The sequence below is a fragment of the Streptomyces tsukubensis genome (assembly GCF_003932715.1).
Taxonomy (GTDB): domain Bacteria; phylum Actinomycetota; class Actinomycetes; order Streptomycetales; family Streptomycetaceae; genus Streptomyces; species Streptomyces tsukubensis.
Window position 1 is genome coordinate 614,028 of the sequence record NZ_CP020700.1, and the last position, 20,029, is coordinate 634,056.

Here is a 20,029-nt window from a genome sequence, read left to right on the forward strand (position 1 = left end):
TGACTGAATCTCGCACTACATTCGGTCCATGAAAGAAAAGGTTGTCCTGGATTCGATAGATCAGGCAATTCTGCGTGAGCTGCAGAATGATGGTCGGCTGCCCAACAAGACGCTGGCCCGGAGGGTCGGCGTGGCACCGTCCACCTGTCTGGCCCGCACGCAGAGGCTGATGGAGGCAGGTGTGATCAGAGGTTTCCAGGCTCAGGTGAGTGCCGCGGCGATCGGCCGGCAGGTCCAGGCCGTCCTCGCCGTCCAGTTCATCGCCCATTCACGTCCCTTTGTCGACCCGTTCGTGGCATGGGCCAGGGAGCGGCCCGAGACTCGTGCGCTTCACCATGTGACCGGAGCCTTCGACTTCCTCGTCCACACGGCCTGCCGTGACACCGAGAACCTCCAGCAACTCGTCCTGGAGTTCACCGCACGCCGAGAGGTGGGCCGAGTGGAGACCCACCTCGTATTCGGATCCTGGTCGGGAGGACCCCTGACTCCGGGCTAGTGATCTGAATCGGAGATTCGTCGGCAGGTCGGGCGGGCGCCGATGTCCCGCCGGTACAGTCGCCACCGTCGTTCCATCCACCCTCTGTCTCCAAGGAGACCTCGTGGACCGAGAACCCGTTTTCGTCCTCGACCCGCGCGGCGGCGATCGCCATGGCGAGGACGCCGCCCTCCGCGCCCGCGGCCCCCTGACCCGAGTCGACGCCCTCGGCGTGGAGGCGTGGTCGGTCACCGACCCGGTGCTGCTCCGTCGGCTGCTGCTGGACTCGCGGGTCTCCAAAAACGCCCGGCAACACTGGCCCGCCTTCCCGGAGGAGATCGTCGGAGTCTGGCCGCTCGCCCTCTGGGTCGCCGTGGAGAACATGTTCACCGCCTATGGCGAGGAGCACCGACGGCTGCGGCGGACCATCGGGCCGGCCTTCGCCGCCCGCAGGATCAACGCGCTGGCGCCGGTCATCGAGCAGCTCGTGGGGGAGCTGCTGGACGAGCTCGCCGCCACCCCGCCCGGAGAGCCGGTCGACCTGCGGGAGCACTTCGCCTATCCGCTGCCCATCGGGGTCGTCGGCCAGCTCGCCGGCCTCCCCGAATCCGTCCGGCCCCGGTTCCGCCGTACCGTCGACGTGATCTTCTCCACCAGCCACAGCCCCGAGGAGACGACCGCCGCGGTCCAGGATCTGTACGCGCTCCTCGCCGACCTCGTGGCCGCCAAGCGCGCCGAGCCGGGAGACGACCTCACGTCGGCGCTCATCGCCGCCAGGGATACGGAAGGCGACGGAGAGCCCCTGACGGAGGCCGAACTCGTCGACACCCTGCTGCTGGTGGTCAACGCCGGTTTCGAAACCACCGTCAACCTCCTGGACCAGGCGATCACCGCACTCCTCACCGACCCCGGGCAACTCGCCCATGTCCGCGCCGGACGCGCGGGCTGGAAGGACGTGGTCGAGGAATCACTCCGCCACGAGGCCCCGCTCGCGCATCTGCCGATGCGCTTCGCCGTGGAGGACATCCCCCTCCCCGAACACGGCGTGACCATCCGGCAGGGCGACGCCGTCCTGCCCGCCTACGCCGCCGCCAACCGGCATCCGGACCTGCACGGCCTCACCGCCGACGACTTCGACGCCACCCGGAGCGACAAGAGCCATCTCTCCTTCGGACACGGCATGCACCTCTGCCTCGGAGCCGCCCTCGGTCGCCTCGAAGCCGAAATCGCCCTGCGCGGCCTCTTCGAACGCTTCCCCCGTCTCGCCCTCGCCGTGCCCCTGGACCGACTGCGCCCCAAGCCGAGCTTCATCTCCAACGGCCACAGCGAACTGCCCGTCATCATCGACCCGTAGCCCCCGGCCGACGGCAGGGATGTCCGCTCTCAACAGCACGGGGATACTCTGATGAACCGCTTCGCCTCGGACGAGGGGCTGGACGACAGAGTCGCCTACTGACTGCGAAGGACTTGGAAGCACACCGAGCCGCCGCCCCCTCCGCCCCGTACCGGGGCGGCACGACGAAAGGGCAGGGACGACTGTGGGCACTCCTCAACCCGATGTCGCCGAGGGCCTCACGCCGGTCGAGGCGGCGCGCTCACTGGTCCCGCTGCTCGCTGCCGAAGCGGCCCGCACCGAGGAGCGGCGCGCCCTCACCGGCGCCACTGTGACCGGCCTGCGCCGGGCCGGTCTGCTCCGCCTCGGGACCCCGACCGAGTGCGGCGGCCGGGGTGCGGGTGCCCGTACCGCGGTGGATGTGTGCGAGGAGCTGGCCAAGGGCTGTGCGTCCGCCTCCTGGATCGTGGGCATCGCCTACGGCGGCGCCCTCTTCGCCTCCCAGCTTCCCCACTCCGAGCGTGCGGCCCTGTGGCGGGACGACCCGGACGCTGTCGTCTGCGGCAGCGCCAACCCGTCCGGAACGGCGCGGCGTACGGACGGCGGCTGGACCCTGAGCGGCCGTTGGCCCTGGATCTCCGGCATCCACCATGCGCCCTGGACCCTGCTCGGCTTCGTCCGGCCCGGCGCAGGGGGCGAACCGGAGCGCGGCATGGCCGTGGTCCCCACCGCCGGCCTGACCGTCGAGGACGTCTGGCATATGGCGGGCATGCGCGGCACCGGCAGCGACACGGCCGTCGCGGACGGCGTGTACGTGCCGGACTCCCGCACGATCTCCCTGACCGCCATGGCGGACGGCGCCTACCGGCGACGCCATCCCGGCGAACCCCGGGTCACCTTCCATCTCTCCATCAACCTGCCGTTGGTGGCGACGGCCGTCGGGATCGCCACAGCGTCCCTGGAGAAGGTGCTGGATGCCGCGGCCCGGGGCAAACAGACGGTCTCCCCGCTGCACCGGCTGGTCGCCGAGGACTCCGCCCATCAGCTCAATGTGGCGGACGCCGCGACGCTCATCGACACGGCCCGGCTGCATCTGCGCCGCGCCGCCGACGAGGTGGACTCCCACGCCCGCGCGGGGCGCCGTCCCGCGCTCGCCGAGCGGGCCCGACTGCGGATGGACGCCGCCCACGCCATGCGCTGCGCCCGCGACGCCGTGAGCCTGCTGCTGGACACCGCGGGCGCGGGCAGCTTCGCGGACGGCTCGGTCCTGCAACGGGCCTGGCGCGATATCGAGACGGCGTCCCGGCACGCCGCGCTCAGCGTCCAGACCAGCAAGGAGATATACGGCCGCGCTCTGCTCGGCGCCCCGCTGCCGCCCGGCCCGGTCGTCTGAGGGGGGCCGACGATGACGACGGCAGGCCTCCGGGTGGCGCTGGTCACCGGCGCGGGACGCGGTATCGGGGCCGCGATCGCCGAACGGCTGCACGGGTCCGGCCACCGGGTGGCCCTGCTGGACCGCGACGGCGACGCCGTGACCGGGCTGTCCGCCGCCCTCGACCCCGCCGGCGCGGGCACCGCGCTGCCGCTGCGTGCGGACGTCGACGACACGGACGCCGTCCACGCCGCGCTGCGCGAGACCGCCGCCGCCTGGCACGCGCCCGACATCCTGATCAACAATGCCGCCCGGACCGCCCCCGGCTCGGTATGGGACATCGAACCGGACGAATGGGACGCCGTACTGACGACCAATCTGCGCAGCGTCCTGACCCTGACCCGGCTGTGCGCGCCCGCGATGCGCGACCGCGGCTGGGGCCGGGTGGTCAACCTCTCCTCGCTGGCCGGTCAGCAGGGCGGCACCCTCGCCGGCGCCCACTACTCCGCCGCCAAGGCGGGCGTTCTCGTGCTGACCAAGGTGTTCGCCCGTGAACTGGCGGCGCACGGCGTGACCGTCAACGCGGTAGCCCCGGCCGCCGTCGACACCCCGGCGGTCGCCGGGCTCGGCCCGTCGGCGGTGGCCGAGGCGGCCCGGCAGATCCCGGTGGGCCGGATGGGGAGGCCTTCGGAGGTCGCCGGCCTCGTGGCCTATCTGGTGGGCGAAGAGGGCGGATACGTCACCGGCGCCACCTTCGACATCAACGGCGGCACCCATATGCGCTGACGCGGCCCCGCGCCCTGCGATCGCGATGCCGCCCCCGAGGCGCCGCTGGACCGTGTGGTCCCGGGTGGGTCCCGGCGCCGCACCGCTACCCCCCTCCCCACCCCCCTGGACCCCCCTGACCCGGGGGTCCGGGCCGGGAGGGGGACGGGACGCCCGCCTAGCATTCCGGGCATGGCGAATCAGGTGACCATGTCCGACGCGCTGCTCGCTTACGTCCGGAAGGTGTCACTGCGGGACGACAGGGTGCTGGGCGGTCTGCGGGCGGAGTCGGCAGGGCTGCCGGGGGGCAACGCTCTGCCGGTATCCGCCGAAGAGGGCCAGTTCCTGGAATTCCTGGTGCGGTTGACCGGCGCCCGTCAGGTGCTGGAGATCGGGACGTACACCGGCTACAGCACCCTCTGTCTGGCCCGCGGGCTGCCGCCCGGGGCCCGGGTGGTGACGTGCGACAACACGGCGAAGTGGCCGGAGGTGGGCAGGCCGTACTGGGAGCGGGCCGGGGTGGCCGAACGGATCGACGTACGGATCGGCGACGCCCTGGACGTGCTGGCCGGACTCCGCGACGAGCCGGGCGCGGGACCGGGGTCGTTCGATGTCGTGTTCATCGACGCCGACAAGGAACGCTATCCGGCCTACTACGAGGCGGCTCTGCCGCTGGTGCGCGGCGGTGGCCTGATCGTCGTCGACAACACGCTGTTCTTCGGACGGGTGGCCGACGACGCGGTGACGGACCCGGAGACGACAGCGATCCGCGCACTCAATGCGGGGCTGCGCGACGACGATCGGGTGGACCTGGCCATGCTGGCGTCGGCCGACGGCATCACCTTGTTGCGGAAGCGGTGAACGGGATACTGCCCGCGGCGGTCAGTGTCAGGGTCCTCGGCCCGGGTCGCGGCGAGGGCTCCAGATGCAGCCGTTCCACACCACCGGCCGGCTCCCCCAGCGGCGACGCGCAGGCGCAGCCGCTCTCCATGAACCCGGCGAACCGGTAGGCGACCTCCATCAGACGGTTGCGTTCCGTGCGCCGGAAGTCGGCCATCAGATGGACGCCGGCCCGGGCGGCCCGGTCCGTGAGCCAGTCGAGGATCACCGCACCGGCACCGAACGACACCACCCGGCAGGACGTCGCGAGCAGCTTCAGGTGCCACACCTGCGGTTGCGTCGCGAGCAGGACGATGCCGACGGCGCCGTGCGGGCCGAAGCGGTCGCCCATGGTGACGACGAGGACCTCGTGGCCGGGGTCTGCGAGCAGCGCCCGCAGTGCCGCGTCGGAGTAGTGCACGCCGGTCGCGTTCATCTGACTGGTCCGCAGCGTCAGCTCCTCGACGCGGGTGATCTCCTCGGGGCCCGCGGGCGCGATCGTCATTCTCAGGTCCAGGGAGCGCAGGAAGTCGTCGTCGGGGCCGGACCAGGCCTCTCGTGCGTGGTCACGCGCGAATCCGGCCTGGTACATGAGGCGTCGGCGGCGTGAGTCGACCGTGGATTCCGGGGGGCTGAACTCGGGCAGGGTGGGGAGCGCGGTCACCTGCTCGGCTGCGTAGCAGCGCACTTCGGGGAGATGGAACGCGACCTCGGCGCGCTCGGCGGGCTGGTCGTCGACGAAGGCGAGCGTCGACGGGGCGAAGTTCAGCCTTTCGGCGATGGCCCGGACGGATTGCGATTTCGGCCCCCATCCGATGTGCGGCAGAACGAAGTACTCGGCCATGCCGAGCCGTTCGAGGTGCTTCCAGGCGAGGTCGTGGTCGTTCTTGCTGGCGACCGCCTGGAGAATGCCGCGGCCGTCGAGTGCGCGGACGACGTCGCGGACCGCGTCGGTGAGTACCACGTCGGCGTCTTCCAGCACGGTGCCGCGCCACAAGGTGTTGTCCAGATCCCAGACCAGGCATTTGACGATGGTCGTGGTGGTCATGGCCGTCCTCTCAGGCCGGGAGGGCCAGCGCGTGCCGCGCGAGCATCATCCGGCTCATCTCGCTGCTGCCTTCGATGATCTCCATGAGCTTGGCGTCGCGGTACGCCCGCTCGACGACGTGTCCTTCGATCGCTCCGGCCGACGCGAGTATCTGTGCGGCGAGCGCGGCGCCCGCGGCGGCCCGCTCGGCGGCGACGTGCTTCGCCAGGACCGTCGCGGTCACCGCCTCGGGTGAGCCCTCGTCCCAGAGGTCGCTCGCGTGCTCGCACACGCGCGCCGCGATCTGCTCCGCGGTCCACAGGTCGGCGAGATGCCCGGCGACGAGCTGATGTCCGGCGAGCGGTTGCCCGAACTGTTCCCGGCTCTTCGCGTGGGCTGTCGCGGCGGCGGTGCAGGCGCGCAGGATCCCGAGGCAGCCCCAGGCGACCGAGGTGCGGCCGTACGCGAGTGACACCGCGACGAGCATCGGGAGCGACGCCCCGGAGCCGGCGAGGACCGCGTCCGCCGGTACCCGTACTCCGTCGAAGTACAGGTGGGCGTGGCCCGCGGCGCGGCATCCCGACGGGTTCGGGACCCGTTCGACCCGTAGGCCCGCAGTGTCCGACGGCACGACGACGACCGCGCCGGAGCCGTCCTCCTGCAGGCCGAAGACGACCAGGTGGTCCGCGTACGCGGCCGCGGTCGTCCAGACCTTGTGGCCGTCGACGACGGCGGTGTCTCCTTCGATCCGCACCCGGGTCCGGATCGCCGACAGATCGCTGCCGGCCTGCCGTTCGCTGAAGCCGACGGCCGCGAGTTTCCCGCTGGTCAGCTCCTTCAGATAGGTCTCGCGCTGGGCGGTGCCGCCGATCCTCAGCACGGTCCAGGCGGCCATTCCCTGCGATGTCATGACGCTCCGGAGTGAGCTGCAGAGACTGCCGACGTGCGCGGTGAGCTCGCCGTTGCCGCGGCTGCCGAGGCCGAGGCCGCCGTACCCGGCCTCGACCTCCGCGCAGAGCAGGCCTTCGGCGCCGAGCCGGACGAGGAGGTCGCGCGGCAGTTCGCCGGAGACGTCCCAGCCGGCAGCCCGGTCGCCCACGAGCCCGGTCAGCAGCGCCTGGTGATCAGGCATCGCCGGTCCGCAGCCGGTGGACGAGGCCGACCATGGACACGACGCTGCGGTAGTTCACGAGCTGGAGGTCGGGTCCGCTGATGGTGATGCTGAACGTCTTCTCCAGGAAGACCACCAGCTCCAGGGCGAACAGCGACGAGAGGCCTCCTTCCGCGAACAGGTCGCGCTCCACCGACCAGGGCGATCCGGTCTTCTTCTCCAGGAATGCGACCAGCTCGTGGGCGACGGGGTCGTCTGTGACGGGAACGGTCACCGGAACACCTCTTCGTAGGGGTAGAAGCCACGCCCGGTCTTCCGGCCGTGGTGCCCGTCCCGGACCTTGGTGAGGAGCAGGTCGCAGGGACGGCTGCGGTCGTCGCCGGTGCGCTTGTGCAGCACCCACAGCGCGTCGACGAGGTTGTCGATGCCGATGAGGTCCGCGGTGCGCAGCGGGCCGGTCGGGTGGCCGAGGCAGCCCGTCATCAGCGCGTCGACGTCCTCGACGGACGCGGTGCCCTCCTGGACGACCCGCGCCGCGTCGTTGATCATCGGGTGGAGCAGCCGGCTCGTGACGAAACCGGGCGCGTCGCGGACGACGATCGCCTTGCGGCCGAGGACCGCGAGCAGATCCGCGGCGGCGGCCATGGCCGCCTCCCCGCTGCGGGGCCCGCGGACCACCTCGACCATCGGGATCGCATACGACGGGTTCATGAAGTGCGTGCCGAGGAGGTCCTGCGGCCGGGCCACGGCGTCGGCCAGCTCGTCGACGGGGATCGACGACGTGTTCGTGATGATCGGGGTGCCGGGCGGCACCGCCGCCGAGACGGCGGCGAGGACCTGTGCCTTGACCGTCGCGTCCTCGACGACGGCTTCGATCACCGCGGTGGCAGTGCCGGGCTCGGTCCGCGCCGATGTCACCGTTGTCAGCTCGCCGGGGTCCGCCTCGGCGGGACCCGTCAGGAGGTGCGCCATCCGCAGCTCGGCGGCGATCCGTTTCCGCGCCGCCGCCAGAATGGTCTCGGACGTGTCGACGAGTGTGACGTGGACGCCGTGGCGCAGCGCGAGCGTGGTGATCCCGGTGCCCATCACTCCCGCGCCGAGGACGAGGATCCGCCGTTCCGTTCCGCTTCCCCCGGCCGGCGTCACCACGGCAGCGAGTAGGGGTCGAGGACGTCGTCCGGTGTCGCCCCGATCGCGGCTTTGCGGCCGAGACCGAGTTCATCGGCGAAGCCGAGCAGTACGTCGAACGCGATGTGGTCGGCGAAGGCGCTGCCGGTCGAGTCGAGGACGCTCAGGCTGCCGATGTACGCAGCGGCGGTGCGGGGCGCCGCGCAGAGGCTCGCCAGCGACGGTCCGAGCGGGCGGTCGGGCAGCTGCTGGAATTCGCCTTCGGCACGGGCCTGCCCGGGGTGGTCGACGCAGATGAACGCATCGTCGAGCAGGGCCTTCGGCAGCTCGGTCTTGCCCGGCTCGTCGGCACCGGTCGCGTTGACGTGGAGGTGTGCCAGGCGCGGCTCGGCGGGGAGCACCGGGCCCTGTCCCGCGGGCACCGATGTGACGGTGCTCAGGACGTCGGCGGCGGCGACCGCTTCGGCAGGGCCGGTGATTTCGACGGGGAGCCCGAGGAAGGCGATCCGGCCCGCGAAGGACGCCGCGTGCGCCGGGTCGATATCGCTGACCAGGATCCGCTCGACGGGCAGGACCCTGCTGAGTGCGTGTGCCTGGGTCACCGCCTGTGCGCCGGCTCCGATCAGCGCGAGGGTGGAGCTGTCGGGTCTGGCCAGCAGCCGGCTCGCGACGGCCGAGACCGCGCCCGTGCGCATCGCGGTGATCACACCCGCGTCGGCGAGCGCGATCAGACTGCCGCTGTCGTCGTCGAGGCGCGACACCGTGCCGACGACCGTCGGCAGCCGGAATCGCTGATAGTTGTGCGGACTGTACGAAACGGTCTTCATGGTCACGGCAACACCGGGCACCCGGTACGGCATGAACTCGATGACGCCGGGGATCTCGCCGCTCCGGGCGAAGCCACTGCGTGGCGGCGCCTCGGCGAGCTCTCCCCGGCCGAGCGCGGCGAAGCCGTCGTACAGCTCTTGGATCAGCCGGTCCATTATCGTGTCGCGGCCGACCACGGAGAGGATCTGCTTGATATCGCGCTGACGCAGGATCTTGGTCTGCATGGGTCACCCTCCTTTCCTGGTCAGGGTTGTTGTCTCTGTGGTCCGAGCGTCGTGGTGGTGTTCTTCGCCGCGGCGGCCGGGCAGGTGGCTGCCGTACGTCTCATCGCAGCTCCCGGTCGATCAGGTCGAAGATCTCGTCCGCGGTCGCCTCCGCGGACAGCACGCCGGCCGGTGCGGCCGGGTGGGCCGCGCGCTGCCAGCGGTCGAGCAGGGCGGCGATTCGGGTCCCGATCGGATCGGCTCTGCGGTCGCCCGGGTCGACGTCTGCGACCAGCGCCTCCAGCCGGTCGAGCTGTGCGAGTGCGGCGGTCGCCGGGTCGTCCGGGGAGAGGAGTTCGCCGATGCGGCCGGCCAGCGCGCGGGGCGTCGGGTAGTCGAAGACGAGGGTGGCGGCGAGCTTCAGACCGGTCGCTTCGTTGAGGCCGTTGCGGAGTTGGACCGCGATGAGGGAGTCGACGCCGAGCTCCCGGAAGGCCGCGTCCTCGGGGATGTCGTCCGGCCCTCCGTGTCCCAGCAGGGCTGCGGCCTTCTGCCGTACGAGCGTGAGCAGATCGCCCGTGGGGTCCTCGTCGCGGGTGACCCGGCGGGGCACCGGCTTGGGGCGTCCGCGCAGCAGTGGCAGATCCGAGGGGAGTTCACCGGCCACGGCGACGACACTGCCCGTGCCCGCCCGAACGGCTGCCTCGTACATGCGCATGCCCTGCTCCGCGGTGAGTGCGCTCGCCCCTCCCCGGCGCATGCGGCGCCGGTCGGCGTCGGTCAGCCCGCCGGTCAGACGGGTCGCCTGGTCCCAGAGGCCCCAGGCGATGGACAGCGCCGGCAGCCCCAGAGTGCGGCGGTGTTCGGCGAGCGCGTCGAGAAAGGCGTTGGCCGCGGCGTAGTTGCCCTGCCCGGGAGTCCCGAGCACGCCCGCCGCCGACGAATAGAGGACGAATGCGGCGAGGTCGGTGTTGCGGGTGTGGTGGTGGAGGTGCCAGGCGGCGTCGGCTTTGGGCTGGAGGACGGTGTGGATGCGGGTGGGTGTGAGGTGGTCGATGAGGGTGTCGTCGAGGGTGGCCGCGGTGTGGAAGATGCCGGTGAGGGGTTGGGGTATCTGGTGGAGGGCTTGGGTGAGTTGGTGGGGGTCGGTGAGGTCGCAGGGGATGTGGGTGCCGGGGGTGGTGGGGGGCGGTGGTGTTCGGGAGAGGAGGTAGGTGTGGGGGTGGTCGAGGTGGCGGGCGAGGATTCCGGCGAGGGTGCCGGAGCCGCCGGTGATGACGATCGCGCCGTCGGGGTCGAGCGGCCGCGGCACCGTGAGCACCAGCTTCCCGGTGTGGTCGCCCCGGCTCATGGTCGCCATCGCCTCGTGAGCCTGCCGCATGTCGTGAACGGTCACGGGGAGGGGGTGGAGGGTGCCTTGGGCGAAGAGGTCGAGGAGTCGGGTGATGATCTGCTGGAGGTGGTCGGGTCCGGCGTCCATGAGGTCGAAGGGCTGCTGGATGTCGTGGCGGAGGTCGGTTTTGCCCATCTCGATGAAGCGGCCGCCGGGTGCGAGGAGGGCGACGGAGGCGTCGAGGAGTTCGCCGGTGAGGGCGTTGAGTACGACGTCGACGGGGGGGAAGGTGGTGGCGAACGCGGTGCTGCGGGAGTCGGCGGTGTGCGGGCCGTCGAGGTCCAGGAGATGCTGCTTCGCTATGGAGGCGGTGGCGTAGACCTCGGCGCCCAGATGCCGGGCGATCTGGACGGCTGCCGCGCCCACACCGGTGGCCGCCGCGTGGATCAGGACCTTCTCACCGGGCCGCAGCCCCGCCAGATCCACCAGGCCGTACCACGCCGTCGCGAACACGGTGACCACGGACGCCGCCTGCGGAAACGTCCATCCCTCCGGTATCCGGCCCAGCATCCGGTGATCGGCGACGACCGTGGGGCCGAAGCCGGTTCCGACCAGACCGAAGACCCGGTCGCCGGGTACCAGATCGTGCACATCGGGGCCGGTCTCCAGGACGATCCCCGCGGCCTCGCCGCCGAGCACGCCCCGGCCGGGGTAGGTACCGAGCGCGATTAGCACGTCGCGGAAGTTGAGACCTGCCGCGCGGACTGCGATCCGGACCTCGGTGGGGGCCAGCGGCCGCCACGGTTCTGCCGAATCGACGGCAGTGAGTCCTTCGAGGGTGCCGGTCGGCGCCGGCCGGATCAGCCAGGTGTCGCTTTCCGGGACGGCGAGCGGCTCCGGCACCCTGGTGAGGCGGGCCGCCTCGAAGCGGCCGCGGCGCAGGCGGAGTCGCGGTTCGCCCAGGGCGACGGCGATCTGCTGCTGCCCGGTATCGAGTGTTGCGCCGGGTGCGGTTTCGACGTGGACGAAGCGCCCGGGCTGTTCGGCCTGGGCGGTACGGAGGAGGCCTGCGGCCGCGGCGGTGGCGAGCCCCTCGGTGGTCTGCACGAGCAGGGTGCGGTCGGTGCCGGTCAGGGCCTCCAGCAGGTGGGCCGTCAACGCACGTGTCTCGGCCGTCGGGTCGTCGTCGGCGGCGTGCAAGGTGATGACGTCCACATCGGTCATGGGGACGTCCGCGGGTACGGCGGGCTCGGTCCAGGTCAGTCGCATGAGGCCGGTGCCCACGGGCAGGGACAGCGGACGGGTGCGGATCGTCCGGATTTCGGCGACCGGTCGTCCGGTGGAGTCGGCGGCCCGCAGGCTCAGCTCGTCCCCGTCCCGGGTGACCGCGACCCGGAGCGCGGCTGCGCCGACGGCGACCAGCCGGGCTCCGGTCCAGGCGAACGGCAGGTCGGCGGTGCTGCCGTCCGGCGCGGTCAGGGCGACGATCTGCAGGGCCGCGTCGAGCAGGGCGGGGTGCATGCCGTAGCGGGGTGCCTCGGCAGCCTGTTCGTCGGGAAGGGCGACATCCGCGTAGAGGGTGTCGCCGTCGCGCCAGGCCGCGCGCAGGCCGCAGAAGGCCGGGCCGTAGCCGTAACCGACTGCGGCGAGTTCCTGGTAGAAGCCGGTGATGTCGACGGCGTGCGCTGCCGGTGGCGGCCACGCGGACGGGTCCGCCGCCACGGTGGTACCGGTGGTACCGGTGGTGGTGAGGGTTCCGGTGGCGTGGCGGGTCCAGGTGTCGGTTCCTTCGGGGCGTGCGTGGACGGTCACGGGGCGGCGTCCGGCCTCGTCGGGCCGGTCGACGGTGACGGTGAGGTCGACGGCTCCGGTGACGGGCAGGGCGAGCGGTGTTTCGATGATCAGCTCGTCGATGGTGTCGCAGCCGGTCTCGTCACCGGCCCTCAGCACGAGTTCGAGTAGTGCCGTGCCCGGGAGAAGTACCGTGTCCTGGACCGTGTGGTCGGCCAGCCAGGGGTGCGCGGCGAGTGACACCCTGCCCTTCAGCAGGACGCTGTCGCTGCCCGGCAGGGCCACCACGCTCGACAGGAACGGATGCCCGATGCCCTCGCTGCCGCCTGCCGGGGCGGGAGGCAGCCAGTAGCGCTTGTGGTCGAAGGGGTAGGTGGGGAGGTCGAGGAGCCGTACCCCGGTGGGCGGGACGACGGTCGTCCAGTCGACGGCCGCGCCCTGAACCCAGGCTTCGGCCAGGGCGGTGGTGAACCGGTCTCCGCCGCCGTCGTCGGTGCGCAGGGAGGCGACGGTACGCTCCTGGTCGATGGCGGGCAGCAGCACGGGATGGGCGCTGCACTCGATGAAAAGGGAGCCGTCGAGTTCTGTGATGGCGGTGTCCAGGGCTACCGGTTGACGGAGGTTGCGGTACCAGTAGCCGTCGTCGACCGGTCCGGTGACCCAGCCGCTGTCGACGGTGGACCACCAGGGGATGGTGGGGGTCCGGGCCGTAATACCGGTTAATGCTTCGGCCAGTTCGTTCTCGATGGCCTCGACGTGGGGGGTGTGGGAGGCGTAGTCGACCGCGATCCGCCGAACCCGTACCCCCGCAGTTTCGTACCGGGCCAGGACCCCCTCCACCGCCTGCGCATCTCCCGCGATCACGGTCGACGACGGGCCGTTACGGGCCGCGATCCACACCCCCTCCACCGTCTCGATGTCGGCGGCGGGGAGTGCGACCGATGCCATCACCCCCCGCCCCGCCAGCCGGGCACCGATCACCCGGCTCCGCAAAGCCACCACCCGCGCTCCGTCCTCCAGGCTCAGCGCACCCGCCACACACGCCGCAGCAATCTCCCCCTGCGAATGCCCCACCACCACATCCGGCACCACACCATGCGACCCCCACAACCCGGCCAGACTCACCGCCACCGCCCACGACAACGGCTGCACCACCTCCACAGCCCCGGAATCGTGCCGCCCGGCCAGCACCTCACCCAGATCCCAGCCCGTGAACGGCTTCAACGCCGCCGCACACTCACCCATCCGCCGGGCGAACACCTCCGACCACCCCATCAACTCCACACCCATTCCCACCCACTGCGACCCCTGCCCCGGGAACACGAACACCGTCCGCAACCCCTCACCCGCCACACCCATAACCCTGCTCTCCCCCAACAGCACCGCCCGATGACCGAACACCGCACGCCCCCGCACCAACCCATCCGCCACCACCCCCACATCACACCCACCCCCCACCAACCCACCCACCCGCTCCACCAACACACCCACACCCACACCCGAACGAGCCGACACCGGCAACGGCAACAAACCACCGGACGACTCTGTGGGAGAGACCGAAACCTCCGGCACCCCCTCCAAAATCACATGCGCATTCGTCCCGCTCACCCCGAACCCCGACACCCCCGCCCGCCGCGCACGCCCCGACTCCGGCCACGGCCTCGCCTCCGACAACACCTCCACCGACCCCGCCGACCAGTCCACATGCGACGACGGCTCACCGACGTGCAACGTCCTCGGCAACACCCCGTACCGCATCGCCATCACCATCTTGATCACACCGGCCACACCAGCCGCCGCCTGCGCATGACCAATATTCGACTTCAACGAACCCAAATACAGAGGCACCTCACGCCCCTGCCCATACACCGCAATAACCGCCTGCGCCTCAATCGGATCCCCCAGCACCGTCCCCGTCCCATGCGCCTCCACCACATCCACATCCGCAGGACCCAACCCCGCCCGCTCCAACGCCCCACGAATCACCCGCTGCTGCGCCGGACCATTCGGCGCCGACAACCCATTCGACGCACCGTCCTGATTCACCGCCGAACCCCGCACCACCGCAAGCACCGAATGACCATGACGCTCCGCATCCGACAACCGCTCCACCACCAGAACACCGACGCCTTCCGCCCAGCCGGTGCCGTTCGCGGTGTCCGCGAACGCTCGGCAGCGGCCGTCGGGAGAGAGTCCGCCCTGTTGCTCGAACTCGACGAACCCGTCCGGGGTGCCCATCACCGTGACCCCGCCGACCAGCGCCAGCGAGCACTCCCCTTGGCGCAGGGCGTGCCCTGCCTGGTGCAGGGCGACCAGCGACGACGAACACGCCGTATCGACCGTCACCGCCGGGCCCTGGAAGCCGTAGAAGTACGAGATACGGCCGGTGAGGACGCTGGGCTGTACGCCCAGGGAGCCGAATCCGCCCAGGTCGGCGCCTGCTCCGTAGCCGTACGAGAAGGTACCCATGAACACGCCGGTGTCGCTCCCCCGGAGCGTTTTCGGCACGATGCCCGCGTGCTCGAACGCCTCCCATGACGTCTCCAGGACCAGACGCTGTTGCGGGTCCATCGTCAGTGCCTCGCGCGGGCTGATCCCGAAGAACGCGGCGTCGAAGTCCGCGGCGTCGGAGAGGAAGCCGCCCCGGTCCGCGTCCGCCCTGCCGCCCAGGACGGTCGGGTCCCAGCCGCGGTCGACGGGGAAGCCGCTGATCGCATCGCCGCCGCTGTCCACCAGCCGCCACAGGTCTGCGGGTGATGTGACGCCGCCGGGGAGACGGCAGGCCATGCCGACGATCGCGAGGGGCTCGTCACCGGTCGCCGCGGTGGCGGGCCGTGCGGTCGGCCGGGCGGGGGCGGCGCCGGTCAGCGTGTCGTTGAGCCGGGACGCAACGGCCCGCGGCGTCGGATGGTCGAAGGCGAGGGTGGCGGGCAGCCGGACACCGGTCGCCGCGGCGAGCCGGTTCCGTAGTTCGACGGCGGTCAGCGAGTCGACCCCGAGATCCTTGAACGCCGCATCCGCGGGCACGTCCGCGGCGTCCGCGTGGCCGAGCACGGCCGCCGCGCAGTCGCGGACCAGGGTGAGCAGCGCGGCGTCCCGGTCGGTGCGGGCCATGGTCGCGAGCCGTTCGACAAGCGGAACACCGGTGGCGGCCGTCCGGCGTGGCGCGGGGCGCCGCAGGCCGGCGAAGAGCGGCGAGGTCTGCGCGTTCAGGTCCATGGCGGCCGCCACGGTGAACGCGGCACCGGTTCCGGCGGCGGTCTCCAGCAGGCGTAGCGCCTGGTCGCCCTGCATGGGGCGGAATCCGCCGCGGCGCACGCGGGTCCGGTTGGTGCCGCTCATACTGCCGGTGAGTCCGCTGTCGTCCTCCCAGAGACCCCAGGCCAGCGACAGCGCGGGCAGCCCTTCGGCCCGGCGCTGGGCGGCGAGTCCGTCGAGGAAGCCGTTGGCCGCGGCGTAGTTGCCCTGGCCGCGGCCGCCCAGAAGGCCCGCGACGGACGAGTAGAGGACGAATGCGCGCAGGTCCGCGCCGCGGGTCAGCTCGTGGAGATGCCAGGCGCCGTCGGCCTTGGGTCGCAGCGCGGTGGCGAGCCGTTCCGGGGTGAGCGCGGTGACCACGCCGTCGTCGAGCACCGCCGCCGTGTGGAAGACGGCGGTCAGCGGCCGCTCCACGGCGGCGAGTACGGCGGCGAGCCGGTCCCGGTCGGAGACGTCGCAGCGGACGTGAACACCGGGTGTGTCCGGTGGCGGTTCGCTGCGGGAGAGGAGCAGGAGGTGGCGGGCGCCGTGTTCGGTGACGAGGCGCCGGGCGAGAAGGCCCGCCAGTACGCCCGAGCCGCCGGTGATGACCACCGTGCCGTCGGGGTCCAGCAGTGGCCCGTCCGGCTGCGCGGGCGCTGCGGTGCGGGTGAGCCGGGGCACTTCGTACCGGCCCTCGGTGAGACGGACGTACGGTTCGGCCAGTGTCACGGCCGCGGCCACTGCCTCGTCCGGGGTGTCGGCGCCGGTCTCCACCAGCACGAAGCGTCCGGGGTGCTCGGCCTGTGCGGAGCGGACGAGACCGGCGACCGCTCCCCCGGTCGGTCCCGCGTCGATGCGGACGACCAGGGGGGTCGTCTCCGCGAGGCTTTCGTCGGCGATCACCCGGTGCAGCTCACCGAGCACCAGTTCGGTGAGCCGGTACGTCTCCTGGAGCACATCCGCGCCCGGCTTCGGGAGCGCCGAGACACAGGGGGCCGGGCCCGCGGGCCCGGGGCGGGTCTCCGTCCCGGGTGCACGGTTCAGGGTGGGCGCGGGGGGCGGCAGCTCGGTCCAGGAGAGGTCGTACAGGGAGTTGCGGGCCGCGGCGTCGCCGTCGGTGAGTGTGCTGGTGTCGACCGGTCGTGCGGTCAGTTCGGAGACGGTCAGTACCGGGTGACCGGCCGGGTCCGTCGCGTGCACGGTCACACCGTTCGGGCCCGGGCCCGGGGTGATCGCGACGCGGAGCGTGGTGGCACCGGTCGTGTGCATCCGCACGCCGTTCCACGAGAACGGCAGCTTCACCTCTCCCGGATCCGATTCCTGCCCTGTGAGCAGGGGCAGACAGGTGACGTGCAGCGCGGCGTCGAGCAGGGCCGGGTGTACGCCGTACCGGGATGCGTCGTCCTCCTGTTCTCCGGGGAGCGTCACCTCGGCGTAGAGGGTGTCGCCGTCGCGCCAGGCCGCGCGCAGGCCCTGGAAGGCCGGGCCGTAGAGGTAGCCCGCTGTCGCGAGCCGCTCGTAGAAGCCGGTGATGTCGACGGCTTGGGCTCCCGGTGGCGGCCACGCGGACGGGCCCGCCGCCATTGTGCTTCCGGCGCGGGTGAGGGTTCCGGTGGCGTGGCGGGTCCAGGTGTCGGTTCCTTCGGGGCGGGCGTGGACGGTCACCGGGCGGCGTCCGGCCTCGTCGGGCCGGTCGACGGTGACGGTGAGGTCGACGGCTCCGGTGACCGGAAGGGCGAGCGGTGTCTCGATGACCAGTTCCTCGACCAGGTCGCAGCCCGCCTCGTCACCGGCGCGGATCACCAGCTCCAGGAACGCGGTACCCGGCAGCAGTACCGTGTCGTGGACGGCGTGGTCGGCCAGCCAGGGATGCGTGGTCTGCGACAGCTTCCCTGTCGCCAACACCCCGTCGCTGCCCGGCAGCGCCACGGCGGTCGTCAGCAGCCCGTGCCCGATACCGTCGCCGCCGGTCGGCTTGGGCAACAGCCAGTAGCGCTTGTGGTCGAAGGGGTAGGTGGGGAGGTCGAGGAGCCGTACCCCGGTGGGCGGGACGATGGTGGTCCAGTCGACGGCCGCGCCGTGGACCCAGGCTTCGGCCAGGGCGGTGGTGAACCGGTCTCCGCCGCCGTCGTCGGTACGCAGGGAGGCGACGGTACGTTGCTGGTCGATGGCGGGCAGCAGCACCGGGTGCGCACTGCACTCGATGAAGAGGGAGCCGTCGAGTTCTGTGATGGCGGTGTCCAGGGCTACCGGTTGACGGAGGTTGCGGTACCAGTAGCCGTCGTCGACCGGCTCCTCCACCCAGCCGCTGTCGACCGTGGACCACCAAGGGATCACAGGAGTACGGGTGGTTACGCCTTCCAGCACCTCGGCCAGTTCGTCCTCGATGGCCTCGACGTGGGGGGTGTGGGAGGCGTAGTCGACCGCGATCCGCCGAACCCGTACCCCCGCAGTTTCGCACCGGGCCAGAACCCCCTCCACCGCCTGCGCATCTCCCGCGATCACGGTCGACGACGGGCCGTTACGGGCCGCGATCCACACCCCCTCCACCGTCTCGATGTCGGCAGCGGGGAGGGCGACCGATGCCATCACCCCCCGCCCCGCCAGCCGGCCCGCGATCACCCGGCTCCGCAAAGCCACCACCCGCGCCCCGTCCTCCAGGCTCAGCGCACCCGCCACACACGCCGCAGCAATCTCCCCCTGCGAATGCCCCACCACCACATCCGGCACCACACCATGCGCCCCCCACAGCGCCGCCAGACTCACCGCCACCGCCCACGACAACGGCTGCACCACCTCCACAGCCCCGGAATCGTGCCGCCCGGCCAGCACCTCACCCAGATCCCAGCCCGTGAACGGCTTCAACGCCGCCGCACACTCACCCATCCGCCGCGCAAACACCTCCGACCACCCCATCAACTCCACACCCATTCCCACCCACTGCGACCCCTGCCCCGGGAACACGAACACCGTCCGCAACCCCTCACCCGCCACACCCGTAACCCTGCTCTCCCCCAACAGCACCGCCCGATGACCGAACACCGCACGCCCCCGCACCAACCCATCCGCCACCACACCCACATCACACCCACCCCCCACCAACCCACCCACCCGCTCCACCAACACACCCACACCCACACCCGAACGAGCCGACACCGGCAACGGCACCAAACCACCGGACTCGGGCTCAGCGGCAGAAACCGAAACCTCCGGCACCCCCTCCAACACCACATGCGCATTCGTCCCACTCACCCCGAACCCCGACACCCCCGCCCGCCGCGCACGCCCCGACTCCGGCCACGGCCTCGCCTCCGTCAGCAGCTCCACCGCCCCCGCCGACCAGTCCACATGCGACGACGGCTCACCGACGTGCAACGTCCTCGGCAGCACCCCGTACCGCATCGCCAACACCATCTTGATCACACCAGCCACACCAGCCGCCGCCTGCGCATGACCAATATTCGACTTCAACGAACCCAAATACAGCGGCACCTCACGCCCCTGCCCATACACCGCAATAACCGCCTGCGCCTCAATCGGATCCCCCAACACCGTCCCCGTCCCATGCGCCTCCACCACATCCACATCCGCCGGACCCAACCCCGCCCGCTCCAACGCCCCACGAATCACCCGCTGCTGCGCCGGACCATTCGGCGCCGACAAACCATTCGACGCACCGTCCTGATTCACCGCCGAACCCCGCACCACCGCAAGCACCGAATGACCATGACGCTCCGCATCCGACAACCGCTCCACCACCAGAACACCGGCTCCCTCGGCGAATCCGGTGCCGTCGGCCGTATCGGCGAACGCCTTGCACCGCCCGTCCGAGGCCACCCCGCCCTGCCGGGAGAACTCCACGAAGCTCTGCGGCGACGCCATCACCGTGACCCCGCCGACCAGCGCAAGCGAGCATTCGCCGCTGCGCAGTGCCTGCCCTGCCTGGTGCAGGGCGACCAGCGACGACGAGCACGCCGTATCGACCGTCACCGCCGGGCCCTGGAGTCCGAAGAAGTAGGAGAGGCGTCCGGCGAGCACCGCGGGCTGTGTGCTGTACGCGCCGAACCCGCCCAGGTCGGCGCCTGCTCCGTAGCCGTAGTAGAAGCCGCCGACGAAGACGCCCGTGTCGGTGCCGCGCAGGGTGTCCGGCACGATGCCCGCGCGTTCGAGCGCCTCCCAGGCGATCTCCAGAAGGATCCGCTGCTGCGGGTCGAGCGCGGTGGCCTCGCGCGGGCTGATCCCGAAGAACGCGGCGTCGAAGTCGCCGGCTCCCCTGAGGGCGCCTGCCCGTGAGGTGGCCGACTCGGCGTCGGCGTGGAGCGCGGCCACGTCCCAACCGCGGTCGGTGGGGAAGTCCCCGACCGCGTCGCCCCCGGCCTCGACGAGCTCCCACAGCTCTTCCGGCGATGTGATGCCGCCGGGCAGACGGCATGCCATACCGACGACGGCGAGCGGCTCGTTCACGGCGGCGCGCAGCGCGGTGTTCTCCCTGCGCAGCTTCGCGTTGTCCTTGACCGATATCCGCAGCGCGTCGATCAGCTCGT

11 protein-coding genes are annotated in these 20,029 nt (G+C 71.5%); 5 read left to right on the forward strand and 6 right to left on the reverse strand.

Annotated features, from left to right (window positions below):
- The first annotated feature begins 28 nt into the window (after positions 1–28).
- The 5 genes from B7R87_RS01695 to B7R87_RS01715 all read left to right on the forward strand — a co-directional run bounded on the left by B7R87_RS01695 (position 29) and on the right by B7R87_RS01715 (position 4,806).
- The gene (locus tag B7R87_RS01695; protein ID WP_006350837.1) at positions 29–496 is read left to right on the forward strand and encodes an Lrp/AsnC family transcriptional regulator; all 468 of its coding nucleotides are present in this window, start codon (positions 29–31) and stop codon (positions 494–496) included.
- A gap of 103 nt (positions 497–599) precedes the next feature.
- Complete coding sequence (locus B7R87_RS01700) at positions 600–1,829, forward strand: cytochrome P450 family protein (protein ID WP_006350836.1); 1,230 nt, start codon at positions 600–602, stop codon at positions 1,827–1,829.
- A 184-nt stretch (positions 1,830–2,013) separates the two neighbouring features.
- Positions 2,014–3,201, forward strand: a complete 1,188-nt coding sequence (locus B7R87_RS01705) for an acyl-CoA dehydrogenase family protein (RefSeq protein WP_006350835.1) — start codon at positions 2,014–2,016, stop codon at positions 3,199–3,201.
- A 12-nt stretch (positions 3,202–3,213) separates the two neighbouring features.
- The gene (locus B7R87_RS01710; RefSeq protein ID WP_006350834.1) at positions 3,214–3,966 is read left to right on the forward strand and encodes an SDR family oxidoreductase; all 753 of its coding nucleotides are present in this window, start codon (positions 3,214–3,216) and stop codon (positions 3,964–3,966) included.
- A gap of 171 nt (positions 3,967–4,137) precedes the next feature.
- Positions 4,138–4,806: an O-methyltransferase gene (locus B7R87_RS01715; RefSeq protein WP_006350833.1), complete on the forward strand. Its 669-nt coding sequence runs from the start codon at positions 4,138–4,140 to the stop codon at positions 4,804–4,806.
- Here B7R87_RS01715 and B7R87_RS01720 read toward each other — a convergent pair.
- The 6 genes from B7R87_RS01720 to fkbC form a co-directional block, all read right to left on the reverse strand.
- Complete coding sequence (locus tag B7R87_RS01720; protein WP_006350832.1) at positions 4,784–5,872, reverse strand: HAD-IIIC family phosphatase; 1,089 nt, start codon at positions 5,870–5,872, stop codon at positions 4,784–4,786. The two genes, B7R87_RS01715 and B7R87_RS01720, sit on opposite strands and share 23 nt — an antisense overlap.
- Positions 5,873–5,882: 10 nt before the next feature.
- Positions 5,883–6,983, reverse strand: coding sequence for an acyl-CoA dehydrogenase family protein (locus B7R87_RS01725; RefSeq protein ID WP_006350831.1), 1,101 nt, complete (start codon positions 6,981–6,983; stop codon positions 5,883–5,885).
- A complete protein-coding gene (locus tag B7R87_RS01730) occupies positions 6,976–7,236 on the reverse strand; it encodes an acyl carrier protein (protein ID WP_006350830.1) in 261 nt (86 codons plus the stop codon). The genes B7R87_RS01725 and B7R87_RS01730 overlap by 8 nt, the downstream gene beginning before the upstream one ends.
- Positions 7,233–8,111 (reverse strand): 3-hydroxyacyl-CoA dehydrogenase family protein, encoded by an 879-nt coding sequence (locus B7R87_RS01735; protein ID WP_006350829.1) that lies wholly within the window; start codon positions 8,109–8,111, stop codon positions 7,233–7,235. Before B7R87_RS01735 ends, B7R87_RS01730 begins: the two co-directional genes overlap by 4 nt.
- Positions 8,105–9,142 (reverse strand): ornithine cyclodeaminase family protein, encoded by a 1,038-nt coding sequence (locus B7R87_RS01740; RefSeq protein WP_006350828.1) that lies wholly within the window; start codon positions 9,140–9,142, stop codon positions 8,105–8,107. Before B7R87_RS01740 ends, B7R87_RS01735 begins: the two co-directional genes overlap by 7 nt.
- 100 nt (positions 9,143–9,242) lie before the next feature.
- Complete coding sequence (gene fkbC / locus B7R87_RS01745; protein ID WP_456300568.1) at positions 9,243–19,949, reverse strand: tacrolimus type I polyketide synthase FkbC; 10,707 nt, start codon at positions 19,947–19,949, stop codon at positions 9,243–9,245.
- Positions 19,950–20,029: the final 80 nt, after the last annotated feature.